The sequence below is a fragment of the Coleofasciculus sp. E1-EBD-02 genome, assembly GCF_040218245.1.
In the GTDB taxonomy this organism is placed as follows: domain Bacteria; phylum Cyanobacteriota; class Cyanobacteriia; order Cyanobacteriales; family Coleofasciculaceae; genus Coleofasciculus.
This window is the reverse complement of record NZ_JAVJQN010000201.1, coordinates 94,927-118,690: the sequence shown is the minus strand read 5'-3', so window position 1 is coordinate 118,690 and position 23,764 is coordinate 94,927. Positions and strand designations below refer to the sequence as shown.

Here is a 23,764-nt window from a genome sequence, read left to right as displayed (position 1 = left end):
ACTGAATAATTGATTTATCAGTACCACTTCAAGTTTTATTGCCCACAGGAGGAAATCACTCAGCCAGTATTGCTTGAATGTTGTTGCTGTTTATCGCAACACTGATTTCACGGATTTTATCGAACTGGTAGGGGTGGGGTGGGATAGGTTAGCCGCACTGATTTCACGGAGGTGTTAGTTCTCAATAGGCAAAGGATGATTAGATTGTCGGCGAGATTATTTCGTTGTTTGTGTTAATCTGTGTCATTCACTATTGAGTCTTCTGGAGAATGTCACTGCTGTCTGTGTAATCTGTGTTGACAAATGCAAGGATTTTTAAATTTAAACAAACCCACAGAATTCACGTCTCACGACTGTGTGGCGAAAGTGCGGCGTTTACTGCGGCTGAAGCGAGTTGGGCATGGGGGAACGTTAGATCCATTGGCTACAGGGGTTCTGCCGATCGCACTGGGTAGAGCCACCCGTTTGTTACAGTATATGACCTCAGAGAAGGCATATCAGGCGACGATTCGGTTGGGGGTGAAGACAACAACTGATGATTTAGAGGGAGATATTGTGGCGACGGCTTCTGCTTCTGGATTAACCCTGGAGACAATTGTGCCGTTACTGCAACAGTTTCAGGGAACAATTGAGCAAATTCCTCCGATGTACAGTGCGGTTCAGGTTCAGGGAAAGCGGCTGTATGAGTTAGCTAGGGCGGGTAAAACGGCGGAAATTCCCAGGCGACAGGTTGAAGTGTATCAGATTGAGGTATTAGATTGGCGTCCAGGGGAATTGGCGGAATTGGATCTGGCGATCGCATGTGGTGCGGGAACCTATATTCGTTCCATTGCCCGTGATTTGGGAGAGGTGCTTAAGACTGGTGGAACCTTGGCGTCTCTGATTCGGACTCAAAGCAGTGGATTTAGGTTAGAGAATAGCTTGAGTTTAGAGGAATTGGCAGCACAGGTACAAGCCGAAACCTTTACTCCGATTCCACCTGAAGCCGCGTTAGAGCATTTAGCGAAGGTTATTTTATCGCCAGACGATGCTCGTCGTTGGTGTCAGGGTCAACGTATTATATATCAAGACGCCTCGACTGATTCTTCTGCCAATATCCGGCGAGTTCACCACGAAAATGGCACATTTCTGGGTATTACTCAGGTGATTGAATCAGACGGTGAGGTATTGCTTGCGCCTAAGATGGTTTTGGTGTAAGCAACCCAAGTCAGACTGGCAAATAAATTCTGATTAAATCGAATTCCCCATGCATCTAATTTGAACATTTGAACGTAGGGGCGCATAGACGTGCGCCCTCGCGACTATCCCACTATCCCATCAATCAATTGTCTTATGATTCAGAACGGCAAATCAATTAAAAATTGTTGACTGTTTGAGTCAAGGTGGGTATTTTCGGGGTCATCCGTCCACATTTTTGGATTATTAATAATGTATTCTCGGACAGGGTTAAGAGAATCTGGATCGCGCACAATTGATTCATAATAATTGCGTTGCCAGATTGGTGGATTAGAGGCTTGACGGATAGCGTTAATCCTGATGGTGACAGCGGATTTCAATCCAGCAATAAACGAGGACAACGAACGGGATTGACGCTGGGGAATTACGGATTGATTAAGGGGTTGGTTTTTCGGCGTTGGTAAGGGCGCACATCTATGCGCCCCTACGGGATTACCGTTGGTGTTGGTGTCGGTAATAATGACAATGCCATGGAAATGATTGGGCATAATTACCCATTCATCCAATTGCAGGCTAGGTCGAATTTGGCATGAGCGAATCCATTCTTGGGCAACAATTTTACCAATTTGGTTAAGATACATTTTGCCGTCACGGATATCTCCGAACCAACATTGTCGTTGGTAAGTACAGATAGTGATAAAATAAGCTCCAGGTTGAGCGTAATTGTATCCCTTAAGGCGAATAGAACGGCGATGATGTTTTTGCGGATCAAATTTCATAGTCACAGGGAAAATTGATCAGGATATCTGTAGGGGCGCATAGACGTGCGCCCTCTCATCCTATCAGCGATCGCGATAATCATAAATTGCCGATTAAATCCAACCACCATTCCCCCAATCAAACGTAGGGGCGCATAGACGTGCGCCCCAATCCCCTGGACAAACACCAAAACACAACAAAACCTGATTCCCCATTCACCAACATCAGGCAACGTAGGGGCGCATAGACGTGCGCCCCAATCCCCTGGACAAACACCAAAACACAACAAAACCTGATTTCCCATTCACCAACATCAGGCAACGTAGGGGCGCATAGACGTGCGCCCCAATCCCCTGGATAAACACCAAAACACAACAAAACCTGATTTCCCATTCACCAACATCAGGCAACCTTTCAGACGATCGCAACGGTTCATTTATCTGGGTTGGGGAAAAGATGATCGCACATCATTACCATACCGTCAAAGCCATCGTTTCCGGCGTTTTTATCACTGAATCAAAGTCGCGATCGCATCCACAATCTGATCCGGTTCCACTGGCTTAGAAATATGACGATTAAACCCCGCCGATAATGCCCGTTCGTGATCGGTTTCTCCTGCATACGCCGTCAGTGCGATCGCCGGAACCAACCCGCCGCGATCGGGTGGGAGTTCTCTCACCTGGCGAATTAACTCATAGCCATCCATTCCTGGCATCCCAATATCACTGATTAACACATCCGGTTGCCCTTGAGAAAACACAGCCAGCGCCTCATTTGCTGAAGTCACCCCCTTAACCCTTGCACCATAGCTTTCCAAGATAATCGTGAGCAAGTCGAGGGTATCCACCTCATCCTCCACCAGGAGTACCGTCACCTCGGTTAAATCTAAACCCTCATCGTCTGGCGAGGACTTGTGAGTATTAATTGGTGAATCTGACATTAGTGGTAACGTAACTGTAAACGTTGCGCCCTGTCCAATTCCCTCACTTTCTGCCTCAATTCTCCCTCCGTGCAGTTCAATCAAATGGCGGACAATGGCTAATCCTAATCCCAACCCGCCCACACTCCGGGTTGTTGTACTATTCTCTTGCCGAAAATAATCAAAGATGTAGGGGAAAAAGTCGGGACTGATCCCCTGTCCCGTATCGCTGACTTGGATTTGTGCATGGGAGTCAATCGCTTGTAATCGCACCGTGATCCGTCCACCCCTAGGTGTAAACTTCACCGCATTGGACAGCAGATTCCACACCACTTGCTGGAGACGGTTGGGATCACCCGACACAAATCCCACCCTTGAATCCAATTGGGTGTCAATCTCAATCGACTTGGCGGCGGCGGCTAAACGCATGGTTTCAATCGCCGCTTGAATCACCCGCACTAAGTCTACTCGCAAGGTTTGCAGACTCAACTTACCGCGTAAAATTCGCGAAACATCGAGTAAATCATCAATCAGTTGGGCTTGCAAGGAAGCATTCCGTTCAATGGTTTCTAAAGCCTGATCGACCTTATCTTGATCCAGTTTTCTTGTCCGCAGTAGTTTTGACCAGCCCAGAATTGGATTCAGGGGAGTACGCAACTCATGAGAAACAATCGCCAGAAACTCATCTTTAATCCGATTTGCGGCTTCGGCTTTTTCTAAGAGTTGAATCCTCTCTTGTTCCACAAGCTTTTGTTGAGTAATGTCTCTCAGGGAAACCAGGTAGCCTTTCTTTCCTTGCCACTCAATTTTTACCACACGCATTTGAGCCACTCGACTTTCCCCAGTTCCCGTCCGCACATCCACTTCCGTGTTATCCTCGCCCACGACTGGAAAGCCTAAGACTTGACCCAAGAGTTCATCTTCTTCACGACTAAAGAGGGACAGGGCGGATGGGTTGATAAACCGGACAATACCGTTGGCATCTATCACGATAATCCCATCCGGATTCTTGGAGATTAAAACCTGAAACTGGGTTTCACTTTTGATGAGTGCTGCTTTGATCTGTTCCTTTTCTAAATTTTCCTGTTGGGATTGTTCTGAGAGTTTCGCCACGGTTGCAGTTTGGGCTTGCAACTGTTTCTGTAAATCCGTAGAGTCAACTGTATTCTGGGGTTCACTGTTCTTTGCTTCTAATGCTTGCTTGATAACGTGAGGAAGCTGTGAGACTTGCTCATGAAGCAGATAGCCCGCTGCGCCAGCTTTCATATAATCGACGGCAATCGACACACGCTTACTATGACTAATGATAATGACCGGAATAGTCAGATTCTGTTCTGGCAGATAGGAAATGGCTTCAATCCCATTAAATTCGGCTAAGGGATAGTCGATTAAAATTAGGTCAATGGTGGGATTTAGGTGATCCAAATACTCCGCTTTTGTACTGACGCGCTGCCACGTTACCGTCAGCCCAGCTTCAGATAATAGCGATAGTATTGGTTCTGTTGCCAGAGTCGAGTCTTGTAGAATTAGAAGGTTCAAGTCATTTGTCATTTTTCATTCGTCATTCGTCATTGGTCATTGGTCATTGGTCATTGGTCATTGGTCATTGGTCATTGGTTAGGGAACAGGGAACAGGGAACAGGGAATAGGGAATAGGGAATAGGGAACAGTTAACAGGGAATAGGGAACAGTTAACAGGGAATAGTTAACAGTTAACAGGGAATAGTTAACAGTTAACAGGGAATAGGGAACAGTTAACAGGAAACGTTTTGAGTGAACTCCCCCCGCTTCCCCAGCTCCCTCAGCTCCCCCAGCTTCCCCAGCTTCCCCAGCTCCCTCAGCTCCCCCAGCTCCCCCCAGCTTCCCCAGCTTCCCCCGCTTCCCCAGCTCCCAGACGTAGCATGCTACGTCTCTACAACCCCATCTTCCCTTAAGTCTCTTCAAACAAACCACCGAGGCGGTCAATTTCACTCTGAGTCATATACGTCGGAGTACCGGAGAGAATGCCTGTAATGTTGCGGAACGGTTTACCGATGTGCATCCCGCTTTCATCAATGGTAAACTCCCGAATTTCCTTATCATGTTTTGAACCGCGCATTTTTAGCACCGTTAAGCCCCGGCGAATTTCTCCATAAACTTCCACATAGCGTAGTAATATAATTGAATCCGTATTGGTGGAAATATGGGATTCTGTTATCGACATTCCACCCATTAATGCTGGTGTATTCGCCGTGAGTAGTCCCATAATTCGTGCGTCTTTTAAGATAGCATTTAGGCTGAGTATAAATTCCCGAAATCCTTTAAATGGGGCGAGCTTTTCCAATGCTGAAACGCTATCTACTGCCACCCGATCTGGCTGAAACGCTTCGATAACTTGCTTAATTTTCACCAAATGATTTTCCAGCCCGGTTTCTTCAGGATAGCGACAGAAAACCTTCAAATTGCCCTCTTGTTCCATCGTCTCAAACCCCCTGCCCCAGCCAGCCGCATTTCTATATAGCTGTTCCCGGCTTTCTTCAAAGGCAAAGAGCAAACATCGTTCTCCCTGGTTAACACCCCCTGCCAAAAATTCGGTCACGATTAAGGTTTTGCCTGTACCTGTCGCCCCCGATACCAGAATAATCGAATCGCGGAAAAACCCACCTCCACACATGCTATCTAATTCAGTATTGCCCGATGTAACTCGCCGTTTGGAGGATTGTCGATCTAATCTGGAGGCAGTTAAGGGAAGGACAACAATACCTTGATCAGGCAAAATCGTAAAGGGAAATTCACCATGTTGATGAGGAGTGCCTCGGTATTTGAGAATTTCAATCGTGCGGCGACGTTTCTCTTCCACTAATACATTGCGTAAAATGACTACATTATCGGCGACAAATTCTTCTACACCATAGCGACTAATGTCCCCGTATTCCTGAGTCCGTTCTGAGGTCAATATTGAGGTAATTTCCCGTTCCCGCAATGCCCAAGCAATATCAAATAAATCGCCGCGTACTTGAGCCATATCAGGTACATAAGAGAACACGGCGCCTAAGGAATCCATAGAAACTCGTTGCGCTTGGACTTGTTCTATGGCATATTCTAAGCGAGCCAACAAGGGACCGAGATCATATTCACCACTAACTAAGGGTCGATTTCCGCTTTTCGGAGACGCATCAACAAATGCCCATTTTTTTTCAGCTTCCCATTGTTCAATCTCCCAACCAAAGCCGCGCATATTTTTGCGAATGGCTTGGGGGGATTCTTCAAAGGTGACAAAGACACCGTTTTGTCCTTCTTTGATTCCCTCGATCAAAAACTGACAGGCAAAAATCGTTTTTGCACTGCCTGCTGTACCTGCCACTAAGGTGGTTCGACCTTTAGGTAGTCCCCCTTCTGATAATAGATCAAAGCCAGAAATGCCCGTTTTTACTTTTGCGATAAACTCTGGCGGTTGTTGTTGAGTCATTCCGTTGCTTCTTTAGTAAACTTGGGAAATCTAGAATAGCATTCGGGGGGCTATTGCTCAATCTTGTTGAGGCTGATGCCGATATTCAACCCCCATAAAACCGTTTCCTTGTCGGACAAATCTCCGACAATTCGCTGGACAGGATTGGGAAATTCTTTAATTAAGGTCGGGGTAACCAAAATATGTTCCGCCTCCGCCAGTTGGGGAGATTTGGTCACATCAATAACCGTTATCTTATATTGACCCGGTAGTTCTTGGTCACAGAGTCGATATAAGTTGGCGATCGCGCGTTGCGATCGGGGGGTATCTCCGGTAACATAAAGCTTGAGTTGATATTGTTCACACATGTTAGAGTAATCAAGGACTTTAACATACTGCTGTTTATTTTTACGACGGACTGGACTTGTTAGCATCTTTTTCTAAGTTGATTTTACTCAATCCAATGAAATATCTGCGATAGTAAGCGGTTAAGTTGCCCATAATTTCTAAAAGTAAAAAGCGTCCTTCTGTGGTATAAGCTTGTGCCTTACGCCGATTCACCGCTTGGCTTTTTTGTTTTAAGGTTGTCGTATGTAGCTCGATCAGATCACGGGGAGAGGCTTGGAGTAACCCCAACTGTTCGGCGAAATTCGTTAGATGCATCGATAGCTGATGGTCAACTTTATAGACACGTTCTTCTAATGCCCATTCCATGAAATCACCATAGCGTTGCCTGAGTTCCTCCAATACATCCGGCATTCTCTTATGCAGGGGTTCGACACTGACCGATTTTGGCGTCGAGTGGATCTCGCCAGAGATTAACTTTTCTAACTCTTCCAGCTCTTGCTGCTGCTGATGGTGTTCGAGTTCAGCCAGTTGATATTGTCGCTCCAAGGCGGCGCGAATCGCGTAGACGAGTAAACTGGTATTCAGCTTTGCCTTGGGTAAATAGCCATAAGCTCCCATTTCCAGGGCTTTAACCGCCACTCGCTCATCTTCGAGAACACTTTGGACGATAATCGGTACATCGGGTGCTGTTTGCTGCATTTGTCGGAGGGTGTTCATCCCCCGACTATCGGGTAACATTAAATCTAATAGCACGACATCGATACCTCCTTGCGCCAAATAACCTCGTCCCTGATCTAGTGTCTCAGCACAAAGGAGTTCAAATCCTCTGCTAAATGAGGGAGATTTGGCTTGAGTTATGAGTTTTTCCAGTTTTTCGATGTCATCGGGGTCATCTTCAACCAGTAAAACGCGGCAACAGTGATCCAGCATGAGTGGCGATTTCAGATATTCACTTCTCCAATACTATAATTATCGAACCCATTCATAATGTAGGATTTAAGGCAAGGTTTTAAGTAGGGGTTTGGTAACCAAACCCCTACTGTGTCTATCTACTCCTTGACATTTTCCCCCTCATCCCCTAACCCCTTCTCCCACCCCCCTCGTTCCCCCCTACAAGAGGGGGGAGGACAGAGGATGCTTCGCTTTTTTTGCACGGGAGAAGGGGGATCGGATTTTCTTGCTCCCCTCTTGCTCCCCTCTTGCTCCCCTCTCCCAAGCTTGGGAGAGGGGCTGGGGGTGAGGGCTGGCTTGGGAGAGGGGTTGAGCTTAACTTGACACGGGTGGATATTATCGTGTCCCTACAAGTAGCTTGAAGAGTCAATCTCCTTTGTCGGTAGTGTAATCGTAAACATTGCCCCTTCGCCTGGAACGCTAGAGGCGGTAATCGTTCCTCCGTGACGTTGAGCAATTTTGCGGCAAATTGTTAACCCCAATCCTGTACCCTCATAGTGACGGCGACTGTGTAAGCGTTGAAATGCCTCAAAGATTTGCTCCTCATACTCTGACTTAAAGCCAATCCCTTCATCTTTGACCACAATTTGATCCTGATCCGGGAGTTGATTCGGCTGGGCATAAACCTTGACAACAGGCGCTATTTCTGAATGATGAAACTTCAATGCATTACTTAACAAATTCTGCATCAGTTGACGCATTTGTAGGGGATCAGCATTGACAGTGGGTAACGCTTCGACATCAACAGTTCCCCCCGTTTCCTGGAGTTGAATATCCAAATCAGCTAACACCTCTTGGACAACCGTATTTAAATTGACTGGAACAAAGGGTTGAGCTTGAGTCATCACCCGCGATAACATCAATAAATCATTGATAAAGGTTTGCATTCGCTCTTTGACCTGACGCATCCGTCTCAGGTACTCCTGCCCTTGTTCATCCAAAACCTGACCATAGTCTTCTGTCAGCAAGTCATTCAGCATTTGCAATTTATGCAGGGGGGAGAGTAAATCATGGGACACGACATAAGCAAAGTCTTCTAATTCCTGATTACTGCGTTCGAGTTCAGTTACCAGATTGTTCATCTGGATTTGGGTTTGTTTGATCTGAGTAATATCTTGAATTTGTCCAACAAAATACAACGGTTGTCTCTGACTATCGCGCACCAAAGAAACACTTAATCGTATCCAGATGATATGTCCTTGCTTATGAAAATATCGCTTTTCCATTTCATAAGTTTGAATCTCATCTGCTAACAGTTGACGCACGTAGCGCAGATCCACCTCCAAGTCATCGGGATGGGTAATGTCCTGAAAGGTTGTCGCCAGTAATTCCGATTCCTGATATCCTAATAATTCACATAAAGCACGATTGACGCGAATAAACTGACCATCAGGCGTCACCAAAGCTTCACCTGTTGCAGCATCATCAAAGGCACGGCGAAAGCGTTCTTCACTTTGGCGAAGTTGTTCTTCGATTTGTTTCACTTCGGTGATATCTCGCCCTTCGGGAATCAGCAACACCACTTGTCCGGTATCATCGGTAACAGACTTGAGAGAAAAATCAATCGTGGCAATCCGATCGCCTGCCCCTTGCACATCAACTTCATAGCGGATAAACTCACCTTGAGCGGCTTGCGCGATCGCGTCTTTCAATCGGGCTTGAGTTTGGGCTGAAATCGTCCACCATCTTGCTTGCCAAAAGGGTTTACCAATCACCTGATCACGCCGCAATCCGCCAAAATCCAAAGCAGTTTGGTTCACTTCCAGCAATGTACCATCGGGTTTGAGTAAACCAATAAACTGAAACGTCTGGTCAAAAATGGCATGGAATTTCTGTTCACTGGCTAACAACGCCTGTTGAAACTGTTGTCGCTGGGCATCAATGGCATTCAATCGTCTGGCATTACACCAAATTAATGCACCAAAAATAATGATTGCCAAGACACTGCGAAAAGCAAATCCAAAGACAGGCGGATAGAGATCAGCGCGAAAGCCCAGTAATACCAACCAGCCCAACACAGGCGGAATACTAATCACCACTGGGAGGAGACGTCGTGCCATAATACCCCCAGCGCGATCGCTAATCACCACCTTCATCGCCCCCCAATTGGCAGAAGCACCGAGAATCCCGATCGCCAGTAAAATAAAGCTAATGGCAGTATGAATTGCCATGCCTGTATAAGAACCAACACTATAAAAGAGAGGAACTTGGTACAGGTGACCGATTAACCCAAAAGACGCCACCAAGAAAACCAAAATCGTAAAAAACTGGGCGGAAAGATAAGCCTCTTTCCCTAACAGCAGCAACGCCGAACCCAATAGCAAAAAGTTAGACGCCGTATTCGGTGCCATCCGCCCCCCAGCAGCAACGTCTATCGCATCAGGGCGTTCATGAATGAGCAGTTGGTCAATGCCTAAGTTGAGATTAAAACTATATTGAATAATAGTCAGCAAACCCAGCACGATGACGAATACCGCGAGCACCTGTGAACCAATCAATGATGACCGATAGGGTGAACGCTTTTTGCTTTTCCCTTTACCCATAAGCCACAGATAGAGGGAAGCCCCACTAACAATAAAGCCAATAGCTGTATTGGCTTTCATCGTCACCAATCCCGGTACAACGCTTTTAAATAGGGAAAGGTTAAACATCCAACCCAACAGCCCCAGACAGCCGATCCCGATGACAATCATACTGACAGCTTTAGAAAGGGATTTGAGTTGCTGACTCAGAACAGAAGCCGGTCGAATATTAGGGGGTTGGATGTAGTCATGAGTCATAGCTTAGGAAATCGGAGATGGGGAAGATGAGGGAGATGGGGGAGATGGGGGAGATGGGGGAGATGAGGGAGATGGGGGAGATGAGGGAGATGGGGAAGATGAGGGAGGGTGTAGAGACGTAGCATGCTACGTCTCTACCTTACCTATTGCCCATTACCTATTGCCCATTACCTATTGCCTATTGCCTGACAAATAACCAATGACCAATGACCAATGATTAACGCACCGTTTCCATCCAAGCGATACACTTTTGCATCTGTTGGCGCATCGTTTCCTTATCTGCATGATACCGCCGTCCATGTCCTGGAAGTACCCACTCAAACGGATAGGTAGCCAGACGCCGCATAGAATTCAGCAATTCTGACCAGGAGTACCAGCAGACATGGCGAAAAGCATAGAGTTGATGTAAGTGGTCAGACCAAGCCAGATGATCCCCACTAAAGAGAAACCGTTGCTGATAGAGTAAAACAGTATGACCTTTGGTGTGACCGGGAACCGGGATAATTAACAAATCGGGGGAGAGTGCGATCGCGTCATCCCCGGTTAGCTGAATTTCCACATCGCGAGTCTTTGCGGTAATATCATCACGATGCAGAATGCGATCGCACCCGAAATGATCTCGAAACTTTTGATGGTCGGCAATATCATCACGATGGGTGAGATACAGATAGCGAATATCCCCCTTCTCTTCTAACCGTTTCACCAACGCTGGCGTAAATCGAGGCGAATCCACTAAAATATTCCCCTGATCCCGGACAATCAAATAACTCGCCGCCCCATAAGATCCTTCTGCATGATACCCACAGTGGTAAACATTATCCGCATCCGCGATCGGAATCGGAAACGTCTCCTGAACATCTTTAATATCCTTCGGCTTATCAACCGTCCCAATCGAAGCCGTAGGACAGGATAGCAACGCCTGCATCGCCGCTAACCGTTCAGCCTCATTCGTCGGTTGATGATAAACCGCAGATTGTGCATCCACCCGATGGAAGACATTGGGCGCCATCCAGCGACAAGTATCACAATCAATACAAGTTTCATCCACATAAACATCACCCTTAACATTTTGGGGACGACGTTGATCAAGAGTAGCCATCGTTTTATCGGAATTTTAACTATATGATCAGATGCAATACTTATAAAGTAGGAAATATAAATAAAAATGCCCTCTATCCCAAGGGGAAGAGAGCATTGTGTGGTTTTGAGGTGTGAGGAGTGAATCAATATCACTTAGTTACACTCTAGTCAGTGGATGTGACGCATCTGTGACGCTCCCATGACAATATGTTAGTGGTTAATGTCAAGTCCGATAATATAGAAACAAATCCATGTTGGAATTAGAAGATTTTCCCAACTCTGAAACACTAAAAGTATTCGCCGCACGATTTCCGGAGTTAGACATCAGCGCCTTACAAACCTGGTTAACTCTCATGCACGTTTCCGGTGAGGTTGTATCCTACCTAGAGGATTACTTATCAGATTACGGTCTTTCCCAGCGGAAATTTTTCATCCTAATTCTGCTAGCGCGAAATCCCAATGGATTGAATATTTCCCAACTCGCAGAGAAAACGGGAGTGTCCTGCGCCTCAATCACGGGGGTAGTCGATCGCATGAAAAAAGCCAACCTGGTGACGAGGGAAGAAGACAGCCGCGATCGCCGAGTCATGGTGGTTCGACTCGCTCAAGCGGGAGAGACGCTGCTGGAGAAAGTTCTACCCGATCATTATCGCCGGGTGGCTGAGTTGATGTCATCTCTGAACCAGCAGGATCGGCATAGCCTACAGACGTTGCTTGAACGAATCCGTCTTAACCTGCGCTGAATCGGAGGTTCGCCAATCCGTGACTTGACAGGTTAGCTTTTATTTAGCATATTAAATATTAACTACTTAAACAAAAGCCGTTTCACAGGAATCATGATCAAAACCACTCATGTACTGGTTCTGTTGTCTGTGGTTGTAGGCATTGGCGCTTCCCTGGGATTGACCGGTGCCAGCCAGTTTCCCCAAACCAGCCAACAGAACTCACCCCTAGATAAATCCAAAGACGTACAATCCGAACAGCAAAGCATGATCACCCAATCACTCAACCCCTCTATTCCGGCGAACCAACTGGCTGAAATTGAGCAAAGGGTAGAGATTCCCAGGGGCTTCATTCTCACCACCAGTCAATCCGTCACCATGGATGGCGAAGCCGTTTGGCATCTCCGGTATGAACGAGACGATCAACAGAATCAGGGACTCTATGGAGAACACTTCAGTGTGGTGGTGTCACAGGATAGCAATCGGCTTAAGGGAATCACCCGAATGGATGCCAAGCTAAGTCATGGAGATCTTCCCAACAAACAAAGCGCCCAAAACGTTGCGATCGCCTATCTGCAAAACTATGCTCCTGATCTGTTGAACTCAATGGAGGTTCAGTGGATTAAGCCTCATGACGAACAAATACAGATCCGCCAGGAAACGGGGGAACCACAAACCGTTACCATCACCGGGATGAAGGTAAAATGTTACAACCCAGCCGACGGCAGTTATTTCTGGGTAATTGTCGGACCCCAGGAGCAGATCATCACCTTTGAGCGAGACATCATCTGGTCAACCAATTTGGGACAACGCCAAACAGAAAAATGGCTGCATGATCAATGGGTAGCACAGCAGCAAACGACTCCCAGTTAAGCAGAATGGTAGGGTGGGCAGTGTCCACCTTACTGGACTGACACAGCTAAAATTGTGGAATAGATTTTACCATTGAATCGGGCGCAAAGCTTTGCGCCCCTACGGTTTCGGGGCGTAATTCTAATTCATCAAATAAGGTGTGTCACGCCACTACTGGACTGACACAGCTGAAATTGTGGAATAGATTTGACCGTGAAATTGGGAACGAGCAAAAAATCCCCACCTAACAATGACAGCAAAAAAAACAAAGCATCCCAGAGATAAATTTATTACAGTCTATGGCAGAAAACCCGTATTAGAAGCCTTATCGAAGCCAGATATTATTATCGATAAACTCTTAATTGCCAATAATGCCAGCGGCGAATTCATTGACGAAATCGTAAAACAAGCCAAACAACGCGGTGTCAAAATTTCGCGAGAATCCCCCAAATACATTACCCGAATTTCGCGCAACGGTCGTCATGATCAAGGCGTCGTTGTCGATGTCATTCCCCCCGCGATGGAAGCCCTATCCACCTATTTAGAACGCGAACAATCTCATCCCCCCAACCAGAAACCCCAAACCTGCCAATTCTTGGCTTTAGATGGCGTCAAAAATCCCAGTAATGTCGGCATGATCATCCGCACTTGCCTAGCCGCTGGATTTGACGGAATTATCCTCCCCCGAAAAGGATGTCCTGACTTAAATCCCCTCGTAATTAAAGCCTCAGCAGGCACAGCCTTTTATACCAGAGTATTGCGCTGTGCGGAACTATCTGAAGCCCTCCAGCAATTGCGTCAGGCAAACTATACAATTTATGGCTTAAGCGGCACAGCCACCTCAACACTCTATAACCTATCCTTTTCTCCCTTTTCAGTATTTGTCCTCGGAAATGAAACCGAAGGAATTCATCCCAATCATCACCAATTAATTGATACATGGGTATCAATTCCCATTGACTCCCCAGCCGAATCCTTAAACGTCGCCTCTGCCGCCGCCGTCGTGTGTTTCGAATTAAAACGTCAACATTTAGAGCAGCGTTCCAGTAGCCGCAATTCAATTAACTTGTAGGTTGGGAAAACGTAAGGAAACCCAACGGATACCAAATCCGGATTAGCTACTGATAGTCCAGTCCTTACCTTGCGGACTTGGTTTGTGTAGCAGCGATTTCAACCGCCTTTTCATATAAAAACAAACAATAACCAATGGCTAGCAATTCAAAATATTAAATAATCGATTATCTATTTTCCAGTATAAAATCAATGAATGCTGATAAAAAAATATCGGCACTGGATTTCACGTACAGAATAGTCAGCCGAGATGAGCCTAATAATGTTCGTTGTAACTTCTTCCCTGTTCCCTGTTCCCTATTCCCTATTCCCTATTCCTTATCCCTAATTCCCTGAAAAATGACACGACAACCTCATGACCAATTTGCCAAGCAGTATCTAGAAGAATTGTTAGCCCCTCTAGGTACAGTAGAAACCAGCCGCGATGTACCCAGTGAAGTGCGCCAGGTTGATGTTTACTTTATACCCACACCCTCACCCTCCACAGAAACTTCTAATCTAGGATTACTGGGTCAAATGGCAACAACCGCTTGTCTATTTGAACCCTTTCGCAATGCACCTACCCCAGTAGAAGTGCGAACTTGCATGTCGAAATTGAATTCTGTAGAAGCTGAACTCTTACGAAAGGCGCGACGAGAAAGACGTTCTCTACCAGAAGCGGATTTACCCCGTTTATGGATTCTGTCGCCATCTTGTTCTCGACGCTTACTCAACGGGTTTTGCGCCAAGTTGAGTCAGGATGAGAATTGGGGAGAAGGGGTTTACTTCTTACCGGAGTTTCAAAGAACAGCATTAGTTGCGATTAACCAATTACCCCTAAATCAAGATACACTTTGGTTAAGAGTTTTAGGAAAAAGGAGAACGCAGCAACAGGCAATTGATGAATTAGTCGGGTTAGCCCAAGAGAACCCACGACGGCGCAATATCCTAGAAATACTAGCCAACTGGCGCATCAATGTAAGCAGTAGTGAAACATTAAGTAATGCAGATCGGGAGTTGATCATGAACTTATCACCAGCGTATTTTAAATGGCGGGAAGAAACCTTACAAGAAGGAAGGCGGCAAATGGTGGAAAACTTTCTGAGAGTGCGGTTCGGTGAAATCGATGCAGTATTAGAAAGCGCGATCGCACCGATGTTACAGTTACCACCAGATGTGTTGACTCGTCTGCTGTTTAACCTTTCCAAGGAAGAGTTATTACTGTGGTTTGGCGAGGGTTCTGGGCGAGATCAGAGATTAGGCGAAGGGGGGAGAGAAAAGGTGGAGAACCTGCTGAGAGTGCGGTTAGGTGAGGTTGATCAGGAGTTAGCAGGCGCGATCGCATCCATATTAGAGTTACCCCATCAAGAGTTGACTCCTTTGCTGTTAACGCTTTCTCGTGAGGAATTATTAGAACGGTTTGCTGGGTAGAAATGCTTGATTATTGGGCAGCGTTTACATTACAAGGAGAATGGAATTAAATCCCAAAATTGTCTCAAACCGTAGGGTGCGTTAGCGCAGCGTAACGCACCGAACTATCGCCATAAGCTAAAACGCATTTAAATTGTGTATTCCCTGTTGCCCGTTGCCTGTTGCCTGTTGCCTTTCAGGGTTTTAGGTATCCCAATTTAAATGCCGAACAGCTTACCGAACCGAAACATGGTGCGTTACGGCGCTCTTATGTGTTGAAATGATAAATGTTAATCCTCAAATGCGCCTAACGCACCCTACAACTTATAATTATACTCTCTGATTTGCATAAGCTTCCCTACTCCAGAAGTAGAGATACATCGTAGCGTATACAAGGATACTCAAGATGAAGCGATTTGTATCTGCCATTTTAATCACAGCCTGTTTGTGGAACATTGACAATCTAGGTTCACATCCTCAAGCCTCTCTAGCTCAAACCCAACCGACTGAAGCACTATCCTACTCATTCTATGGCAAACAAATTCCCCTAAATCTACGTAACGATGTGCTGGCGGTTCGCTTCAAAGCCATTCAGCCGCGAGGGAATAAACCCCTATATTTGCAACTCCAAGACGATTTAACTACAAGGAGAATTCAAGGGCGAGGTTCGACGTTACAACCGAATACCAATTTACAAGTTGACCCTCTCGGTAATCAGTTAGCGTTGGTTCGGCTTCCGGCTGGGGTGCGAACGTCTACCCGGTTGTTAACCAATCAGATTCAACAACAGCCTTATGTTGAGGAAACCTTACCCGTTCTCAACCAAGGGGAATCTGAGGATAGGGAGAATGAAAATTTGATTGTGTTACCCAATGAAATCATCATTAGTTTTGCACCAGAGACATCCGAAACCCAGAAGCAACAAGTGTTGAACGAGCAGAATTTAGAAATCATTCGTCCCCTCCGCTTCAGTCAAAATCGCTATGTCGCCCGGTCAAAATCGGCATCAGGGACAGAAATAATTACCGTTGCTAATCAACTCAATCAAGTCAGTGGGATTCAGTCAGCGACACCTAATTTTATTCAAGCCATTTCGGATAAAATTGTCCCCCAAACCAACCTGATTAATTCTAGCCAAGAAATTCTTGATCCGGAGCGAATCCTGCAACAACGCCTTGCTCGTTTACCTAAGCCCAAAGACACTCCCTTTTCAACCGCCTTATTACCGCTACTGTGGCATCTCGATAGTACACCGCAACGAGGCAAGTTTTTACCTCGTACCGATATTGGCGCGATCGCGTCTTGGCAAGCCAGCCAGGGTGGGGAAGGAGTTGTGGTTGCGGTGATTGACAGTTTGATCCAGTGGGATCACCAGGATTTAGCTAACAATATTTATACCACAGATCATTATCCCGACAAACTCCCCGGTGAGGTCAAGGGGTGGGACTTTTCTAGTTCTGGACAAGGCGATCCCGATACTCGATTGAGTCTGAATGAACGGGATATTATTCAGCCCCATTTTCGCGATACCTTTGAGCTATCTTGTCAGGAAATGGTGGAAGAGTATAAAAACATAGCCTTCCTATTCGCTCAGAACAACCCTGATGCGTCTGCTTGTGAAAGGGGTAATTCAATTAAACAACACTTTCGCAGTCAGATAACATCTGAATTTCATGGAACCTGGGTGTCTGGTGTAGTGGCGGCGCATTCTCCAAATCAAAAAGGAATAGTCGGGGTTGCACCCCAGGCAAAAATTTTACCTGTCCGCGTCTTTGGATTAAATGGTGCAATAGATTCCATCTCTTTAATTGAAGCAATTGGCTACGCGGCGGCACGAGATGCTGATGTAATTAATTTGAGTTTAGGCGGATTAATGCCTCATCAAGCATTAAATGAACAAATCTTGAGTGTTTTAGAGGCAAATCCTCAACTGGTAATTGTGGCTTCAGCCGGAAATGAAAATCGGTCTGGAATTAGTTTCCCGGCGGCTATTCCCCAAGTTCTTTCTGTCGGGGCGACGAATATGCAAGGTGAGCGCAGTTCCTATAGTAATTATGGCAAAGGGTTGGATGTGGTTGCTCCTGGTGGAGATATCAGTCGCAGTTTGAGTGGGGGTATTTTAACCACCGGGGGGACTGGATTATCATCATTATGGCAAGGGATAACGAAACCTGACTATGCTTGGGGATATACTCTCGATCCCTTGGGTAACTATGTGCAAGTTCAGGGAACATCCTTTGCTGCACCTGCTGTATCTGGGGTAGTGGCTTTAATGAAAGGAGTGAATAATACCCTGAATCGAGAGCGAATTATAGACGTGTTGGAAGAAACAGCTAGTTATCAGGGATTAACGCTAACGGAAACAGAACAGGATCTTTATCAAAGTTATCAACAAGCCCGTTTAACTGGGGAAAAAGCCGAAGAAAGACCCGAATTTTTAGTATTTCCTGAACCCAGTTCCGCTGAGAATTATTTCTTTGGTCTGGGTTTGGTGAATGCAGAAGCGGCGATTCAAGCTGTGCAGTAAGCTATTCGGTATTTAAACCTGAATAACAATAACGGCGAAATCCTTGTAGTTTGTAGAGACGTTGCATGCAACGTCTCTACAAAAGGTATTATTTGGTCGCTCTTGTTACAGTTTTTTTGAATTATAGGATCAATTTCGATTACTAGACCGATGTTCTAGGGGAGGATGGAAAAGGAGTTAGGAAATGAGGATAAAACGCTCGCTTAGATTGATGAGCGATAAAATAAACAAATTAATCCTACATTATTGTTTTTTTATTTAAATATCGTTAGGCATAAACTCCACGATAAAATCCTTGTATAACGAACGAAAAACTCCAATCGTTGTGGGGGTTGAATTACAGCAGCTTATGCCGGAACGGGAGTAATAAGTTATCGGTTTTATCATCCCTGTTCCTTGACCTATGACACGACAACCTCATGACCAATTTGCCAAGCAGTATTTGGAAGAATTATTAGCGCCACTGGGGACAGTAGAAACTAGCCGAGATGTACCCAGCGAAGTGCGCCAGGTGGATGTTTGGTTTGTACCAGCACCCTCTCCCTCGACAGATTCTTCTAATCTGGGATTATTGGGTAAAATGGCAACTACCGCTTGTCTATTTGAACCGTTTCGTAATGCCCCTACTGTAGCCGAAATACACGGTTGCTTATTGAAATTGTATTCGCTACGAGCTGAACTTTTGAGAAAGGCACGACGAGAGAAACGTTCTGTGTCAGAGGATGAGTTACCCCTTTTGTGGATTCTATCGCCCTCTTGTTCTCAACGGTTACTCAACGGGTTTGGTGCCAAGTTGAATCAGGAGGAGAATTGGGGAGAAGGGGTTACTTCTTACCGGAGTTTCAGAGAACAACATTGGTAGCGATTAACCAATTACCCGTAACTCAAGATACACTTTGGTTAAGAGTTTTAGGAAAAAGGAGAACACAGCAACAAGCAATTGATGAGTTAATCGGGTTACCCCAAGAGAACCCACAACGGCGCAATATCCTGGAAATACTAGCCAACTGGCGCATTAATGTGGGCAGGAGTGAAAGGTTAAGTAATGCAGATCAGGAGTTAATTATGAATTTATCACCAGCGTATTTTAAATGGCGGGAAGAGGCAGTCTTAGAAGGCAGACAAGAAGGCAGACAAGAAGGTAGGCTGGAAGGCAGACAAGAAGGACAGCGACTCATGGTGGAAAACTTCCTCCGAGTGCGGTTTGGTGAGATTGATGCCGAATTAGAAGCGATCATCGCACCGATGTTACAGTTACCGCCAGAGGTGTTGACTCGTCTACTGTTTAGCCTTTCTAAGCAGGAGTTATTACTGTGGTTTGGCGAGGGTTCTGGGCAAGATTTGAGATTAAGCGCAGAGGGGCGAGAAAAGGTGGAGAACCTGCTGAGAGTAAGGTTTGGTGAGGTTGATGCCGAATTAGCTGACAAAATCGCAGCCATGTTACAGTTACCCCATCAAGAGTTGACTCCTTTGCTATTGACGCTTTCTCGTGAGGAATTATTAGAACGGTTTGCTGGGTAGAGATAAATCCCTGGATAGGTGAAAATGGGGACGTAGAGACGTAGCATGCTACGTCTCTACATTGCATAACCTCAACCTCGTAAGACATAGAGGGTAGTGAAGGCGCACTCAACCCAAACGTGAACGTAAACTGATGCATTACCAAAAGCCAACAGAAAAACGTCAAACCTGTTTTCTCAAGTCAACCTTAGCTTCTCGGCAATGGTTGGTTTATTCCTGTCATGCTGTAATCACTATATTCAGCAGCATTTTCATCGTCGCTGTGGGACAAGATCAGGGGTTATCCCTACCGAAACGCACTGGAGAGATAGCGCCGATAATGATCGCCCAAACCGACAAACGCGCTGAAGCCGAACGACTGTCTGAAGAGGCATGGCAACTGTTTCAACAAGGGACAGCCGAATCACTGCAACAAGCGATCGAAAAATTGGAAACAGCACTTCCTTTGTGGCGTGAGGTAGGGGATCAATCAAAAGAGGCTTTGATTAATCTGGCACTGGGTAGAACTCATAATTCACTAGGATTAAAACAAAAAGCGCTGGATTACTATAATCAAGCCTTACCTATCTATCAACAACTTGAAAATCGCGCATCAGAAGCAAGAACCCTGACTAATATTGGTCTGGTTTATTCAGACTTAGGAGAAAAACAACGGGCATTAGAGTACTACCAACAGGCTTTACCCCTATTTCAGGCTGTGGGCGATCGCGCCGGGGAAGCAGCCACCCTGAATAATATTGGTAATGTCTATTCAGACTTAGGAGAGAAACAACGGGCATTAGAGTACTACCAACAGGCTTTATCCTTAAGACGGGCGGTGGGTGATCGCGCCGGGGAAGCAGTCACCCTGAATAATATTGGTCGTGTCTATTCAGCTTTAGGAGAAAAACAAAAGGCATTAGAGTACTACCAACAGGCTTTATCCTTATCTCAGGCTGTGGATGATCGCGCCCAAGCAGCAACAACCCTGACTAATATTGGTGCTGTCTATTCAGACTTAGGAGAAAAACAACAGGCATTAGAGTACTACCAACAGGCTTTACCCTTATCCCAGGCTGTGGGCGATCGCGCCGGGGAAGCAACAACCCTAAATAGTATTGGTGTTGTTTATTCAGACTTAGGAGAAAAACAACAGGCATTAGAGTACTACCAACAGGCTTTACCCCTATCTCAGGCTGTGGGCGATCACGCCGGGGAAGCAAGCGTCCTCTCTAATATTGGTGTTGTTTATTCAGACTTAGGAGAAAAACAACAGGCATTAGAGTACTACCAACAAGCTTTACCTTTAAGGCGGGCTGTGGGTGATCACGCTGGGGAAGCAACAACCCTCTCTAATATTGGTGTTGTTTATTCAGACTTAGGAGAAAAACAACAGGCATTAGAGTACTACCAACAGGCTTTACCCCTATCTCAGGCTGTGGGCGATCGCGCCGGGGAAGCAACAATCTTGACTAATATTGGTCGTGTCTATCATGACTTAGGAGACAAACAACAGGCATTAGAGTACTACCAACAGGCTTTACCCTTAAGGCTGACTGTAGGCGATCGCGCTGGGAAAGCAGAAATTCTGAATAATATTGGTGCTGTCTATGCTGAATTAGGAGAGCAAGAACAGGCGTTAGAGTACTTGCAACAGGCTTTACCTTTATCCCAGGATGTAGGCGATCGCGCCGGGGAAGCAGTCACCCTCTCTAATATTGGTAGTGTCTATGATTCCTTAGGAGAAAAACAACAGGCATTAGAGTACTACCAACAGGCTTTATCCTTATCCCAGGCTGTGGGCGATCGCGCCGGGGAAGCAAGCACCCTCTCTAATATTGGTGGTGTCTATGATGACTTAGGAGAGAAGCAACAGGCATTAGAGTACTTGCAACAGGCTTTACCCTTATCCCAGGCTGTGGGCGATCGCGCCAAAGAAGCAACAACCCTGACTAATATTGGTGCTGTCTATTCAGACTTAGGAGAAAAACAACAGGCATTAGAGTACTACCAACAGGCTTTACCCTTAAGACGGGCTGTGGGCGATCGCGCCGGGGAAGCAACAACCCTTTCTAATATTGGTATTGTTTATTCAGACTTAGGAGAAAAACAACAGGCATTAGAGTACTACCAACAGGCTTTACCCCTATTTCAAGCTGTGGGCGATCGCGCCGGGGAAGCAACAACCCTGAATAATATTGGTGCTGTCTATTCAGACTTAGGAGAAAAACAACAGGCATTAGAGTACTCCCAACAGGCTTTACCCTTATCTCAGGCTGTGGGCGATCGCACCCAAGAAGCAATAACTCTCTCCAATATCGCCTCCGTAGAAAGAAACAAAGGAAATCTCCAACAAGCGTTGACTCACATACAAGCCTCGATTGACATTATCGAAGAACTACGCACTAAAATTGCCAGCCCTGAATTACGCCAAACCTATTTCTCCACGGTACAAAGTTATTACCAATTCTACATCGACCTGCTGATGCAACTGCATCAACAAAATCCTGATCAAGGCTACGATAAACAAGCCTTCCATATCAGTGAACGTTCTCGCGCCAGAACGCTATTAGAATTACTCACCGAAGCCAATGCCAATATCCGAGAAGGTGTCGATCCTGACTTACTCCAACAAGAACAAACCTTAAACGCCAAACTCGATGCGACGGAAAAACAACGGATTGAAATATATAGTAATCCTGACTCTACCCCAGCCCAGAAAACCGCTATTGAACAACAACGGCAACAACTTTTAGCTGACTATCAAAAACTGCAAGACCAAATCCGGACAACAAGTCCTAAATATGCCGCCCTGAAATATCCCCAACCCCTCACCTTAGAACAAGTTCAACAACAGATTTTAGATGACGATACTCTGTTATTACAGTATTCCTTGGGAAGAGACAATAGTTATCTCTGGGCGGTAACCAAAGATAGCTTAACCAGTTATCAACTCCCTGCCAGAGATGAAATTGAAACCCTAGCCCGCCGATTTTATAGCCTCTTACAAATTCCCGGTTATGAAATTGGCAATCCCAGAGGCATTGCTAAAGTTGTCCCCCGTGATAATTTAAATTCTGTGGCACAACTGAGTGAACTCCTGTTCGGACAAGTGGCTGAACAATTAACAAAAAAACGCATCGTGGTTGTTGCGGATGGGGCATTACAATACATTCCTTTTGCCGCTTTAGCCACACCCGAAACCGCCGATACCGATACTCCAATCCCCCTAATCAATCAATACGAACTGGTCAACTTACCCTCCAGTTCCACCTTAGGGATTATTCGTGACCAAATTAACGGACGCCAGGAAGCGCCTCAACAATTAGCGATTCTGGCTGACCCCGTTTTTACCAACAATGATAACCGCCTCAAAACTGCCTCCAACCGAGGCACAGAACCGGATTTAAACCAACTCTTACTCAACCGTTCTGTTCGCGTTTCTGAGATTAACTTAAGTCGCCTTCCCGGAACGCGCACTGAAGCGGAAGCGATTCTCAATTTAGTCGCATCAGAGACACAAACCAATGCATTTGATTTTGAGGCTAATCATGACTTTATCAACAATCCCCAACTGAGAGATTATCAAATCATTCATTTAGCCACTCACGGCATTCTCAATAGTGAAGCGCCCGAATTATCCGGTGTGGTGTTATCGTTAGTGGATGAACAAGGGAATTCCCAAAATGGCTTTTTACGTCTCCATGATATCTTTAACTTAAATCTGCCAGCGGAATTAGTGGTATTAAGTGCCTGTCAAACGGGATTAGGAGAAGAAATTCGAGGCGAAGGATTAGTGGGGTTGACGCGAGGGTTTATGTATGCAGGTGCGCCGCGTTTAGTGGTGAGTTTGTGGAATGTGGATGATGCAGCAACGGCAGAGTTTATGACTCGATTTTATCAGTTAATGTTGAATGATGGGTTAAAGCCTGCCCAAGCGTTGCGGGAAACTCAGTTACAAATGCAGCGAGACACTCAATGGAAATCTCCCTATTATTGGGCAGCGTTTACATTACAAGGCGAGTGGAATTAAATCTCTCTAAAAGTAGGGTGCGTTAGCGCAGCGTAACGCACCGAAATATCGTCATACCGAACGGAAACATGGTGCGTTACGGCGCTTAGGTTTTGAGATGGTGAACGTTAATCCTCCCATGCGCCTAACGCACCCTACGGCACACCTTATTTGATGGCAACATGGTGCGTTACGGCGCTTATGTATTGAGATGATAAATGTTAATCCTCAAATGCGCCTAACGCACCCTA

Annotated in this window: 16 protein-coding genes and 1 pseudogene; 8 read left to right on the top strand and 9 right to left on the bottom strand. The window is 45.9% G+C overall.

The window, feature by feature from the left end; translation table 11 throughout:
- The first annotated feature begins 303 nt into the window (after positions 1 to 303).
- Positions 304 to 1,197: a tRNA pseudouridine(55) synthase TruB gene (gene truB, locus RIC07_RS31620; protein WP_446397983.1), complete on the top strand. Its 894-nt coding sequence runs from the start codon at positions 304 to 306 to the stop codon at positions 1,195 to 1,197.
- Positions 1,198 to 1,337: 140 nt separating this feature from the next.
- Here truB and RIC07_RS31615 read toward each other — a convergent pair whose 3' ends face one another.
- The 9 genes from RIC07_RS31615 to RIC07_RS31575 form a co-directional block, all read right to left on the bottom strand.
- The gene (locus RIC07_RS31615; RefSeq protein WP_446397982.1) at positions 1,338 to 1,955 is read right to left on the bottom strand and encodes a transposase; all 618 of its coding nucleotides are present in this window, start codon (positions 1,953 to 1,955) and stop codon (positions 1,338 to 1,340) included.
- Positions 1,956 to 1,957: 2 nt separating this feature from the next.
- Positions 1,958 to 2,239, bottom strand: a complete 282-nt coding sequence (locus RIC07_RS31610; protein WP_446397981.1) for a hypothetical protein — start codon at positions 2,237 to 2,239, stop codon at positions 1,958 to 1,960.
- A gap of 204 nt (positions 2,240 to 2,443) precedes the next feature.
- Positions 2,444 to 4,405 (bottom strand): response regulator, encoded by a 1,962-nt coding sequence (locus tag RIC07_RS31605; protein ID WP_446397980.1) that lies wholly within the window; start codon positions 4,403 to 4,405, stop codon positions 2,444 to 2,446.
- A gap of 66 nt (positions 4,406 to 4,471) precedes the next feature.
- The gene (locus RIC07_RS31600; RefSeq protein WP_446397979.1) at positions 4,472 to 4,798 is read right to left on the bottom strand and encodes a hypothetical protein; all 327 of its coding nucleotides are present in this window, start codon (positions 4,796 to 4,798) and stop codon (positions 4,472 to 4,474) included.
- Positions 4,785 to 6,302 (bottom strand): circadian clock protein KaiC, encoded by a 1,518-nt coding sequence (gene kaiC, locus RIC07_RS31595; RefSeq protein WP_446397978.1) that lies wholly within the window; start codon positions 6,300 to 6,302, stop codon positions 4,785 to 4,787. Before kaiC ends, RIC07_RS31600 begins: the two co-directional genes overlap by 14 nt.
- Positions 6,303 to 6,352: 50 nt before the next feature.
- The gene (locus tag RIC07_RS31590) at positions 6,353 to 6,649 is read right to left on the bottom strand and encodes a circadian clock KaiB family protein (protein ID WP_446397977.1); all 297 of its coding nucleotides are present in this window, start codon (positions 6,647 to 6,649) and stop codon (positions 6,353 to 6,355) included.
- A gap of 40 nt (positions 6,650 to 6,689) precedes the next feature.
- Complete coding sequence (locus RIC07_RS31585; protein ID WP_446397976.1) at positions 6,690 to 7,559, bottom strand: response regulator; 870 nt, start codon at positions 7,557 to 7,559, stop codon at positions 6,690 to 6,692.
- A 368-nt stretch (positions 7,560 to 7,927) separates the two neighbouring features.
- Positions 7,928 to 10,360 (bottom strand): PAS domain S-box protein, encoded by a 2,433-nt coding sequence (locus tag RIC07_RS31580; protein ID WP_446397975.1) that lies wholly within the window; start codon positions 10,358 to 10,360, stop codon positions 7,928 to 7,930.
- 217 nt (positions 10,361 to 10,577) lie between these two features.
- The gene (locus tag RIC07_RS31575; RefSeq protein WP_446397974.1) at positions 10,578 to 11,459 is read right to left on the bottom strand and encodes an MBL fold metallo-hydrolase; all 882 of its coding nucleotides are present in this window, start codon (positions 11,457 to 11,459) and stop codon (positions 10,578 to 10,580) included.
- 232 nt (positions 11,460 to 11,691) lie between these two features.
- Between RIC07_RS31575 and RIC07_RS31570 the strand changes: the two genes are divergently transcribed.
- The 7 genes and pseudogenes from RIC07_RS31570 to RIC07_RS31540 all read left to right on the top strand — a co-directional run bounded on the left by RIC07_RS31570 (position 11,692) and on the right by RIC07_RS31540 (position 23,534).
- Positions 11,692 to 12,183 (top strand): MarR family winged helix-turn-helix transcriptional regulator, encoded by a 492-nt coding sequence (locus tag RIC07_RS31570; protein WP_446397973.1) that lies wholly within the window; start codon positions 11,692 to 11,694, stop codon positions 12,181 to 12,183.
- A gap of 93 nt (positions 12,184 to 12,276) precedes the next feature.
- On the top strand, positions 12,277 to 13,035 hold the full coding sequence (locus tag RIC07_RS31565; RefSeq protein WP_446397972.1) for a hypothetical protein: 759 nt from the start codon (positions 12,277 to 12,279) through the stop codon (positions 13,033 to 13,035).
- Positions 13,036 to 13,264: 229 nt separating this feature from the next.
- Positions 13,265 to 14,086 (top strand): TrmH family RNA methyltransferase, encoded by an 822-nt coding sequence (locus RIC07_RS31560; RefSeq protein ID WP_446397971.1) that lies wholly within the window; start codon positions 13,265 to 13,267, stop codon positions 14,084 to 14,086.
- A gap of 338 nt (positions 14,087 to 14,424) precedes the next feature.
- Entirely contained in the window at positions 14,425 to 15,495 is a 1,071-nt protein-coding gene (locus RIC07_RS31555; protein WP_446397970.1) for a hypothetical protein, read from the top strand.
- A gap of 385 nt (positions 15,496 to 15,880) precedes the next feature.
- Complete coding sequence (locus tag RIC07_RS31550; protein WP_446397969.1) at positions 15,881 to 18,001, top strand: S8 family peptidase; 2,121 nt, start codon at positions 15,881 to 15,883, stop codon at positions 17,999 to 18,001.
- 403 nt (positions 18,002 to 18,404) lie between these two features.
- A pseudogene (locus tag RIC07_RS31545) lies at positions 18,405 to 19,324 on the top strand (hypothetical protein); the annotation flags it as partial.
- A 331-nt stretch (positions 19,325 to 19,655) separates the two neighbouring features.
- A complete protein-coding gene (locus RIC07_RS31540) occupies positions 19,656 to 23,534 on the top strand; it encodes a tetratricopeptide repeat protein (protein WP_446397968.1) in 3,879 nt (1,292 codons plus the stop codon).
- The last annotated feature ends 230 nt before the right edge of the window (positions 23,535 to 23,764 follow it).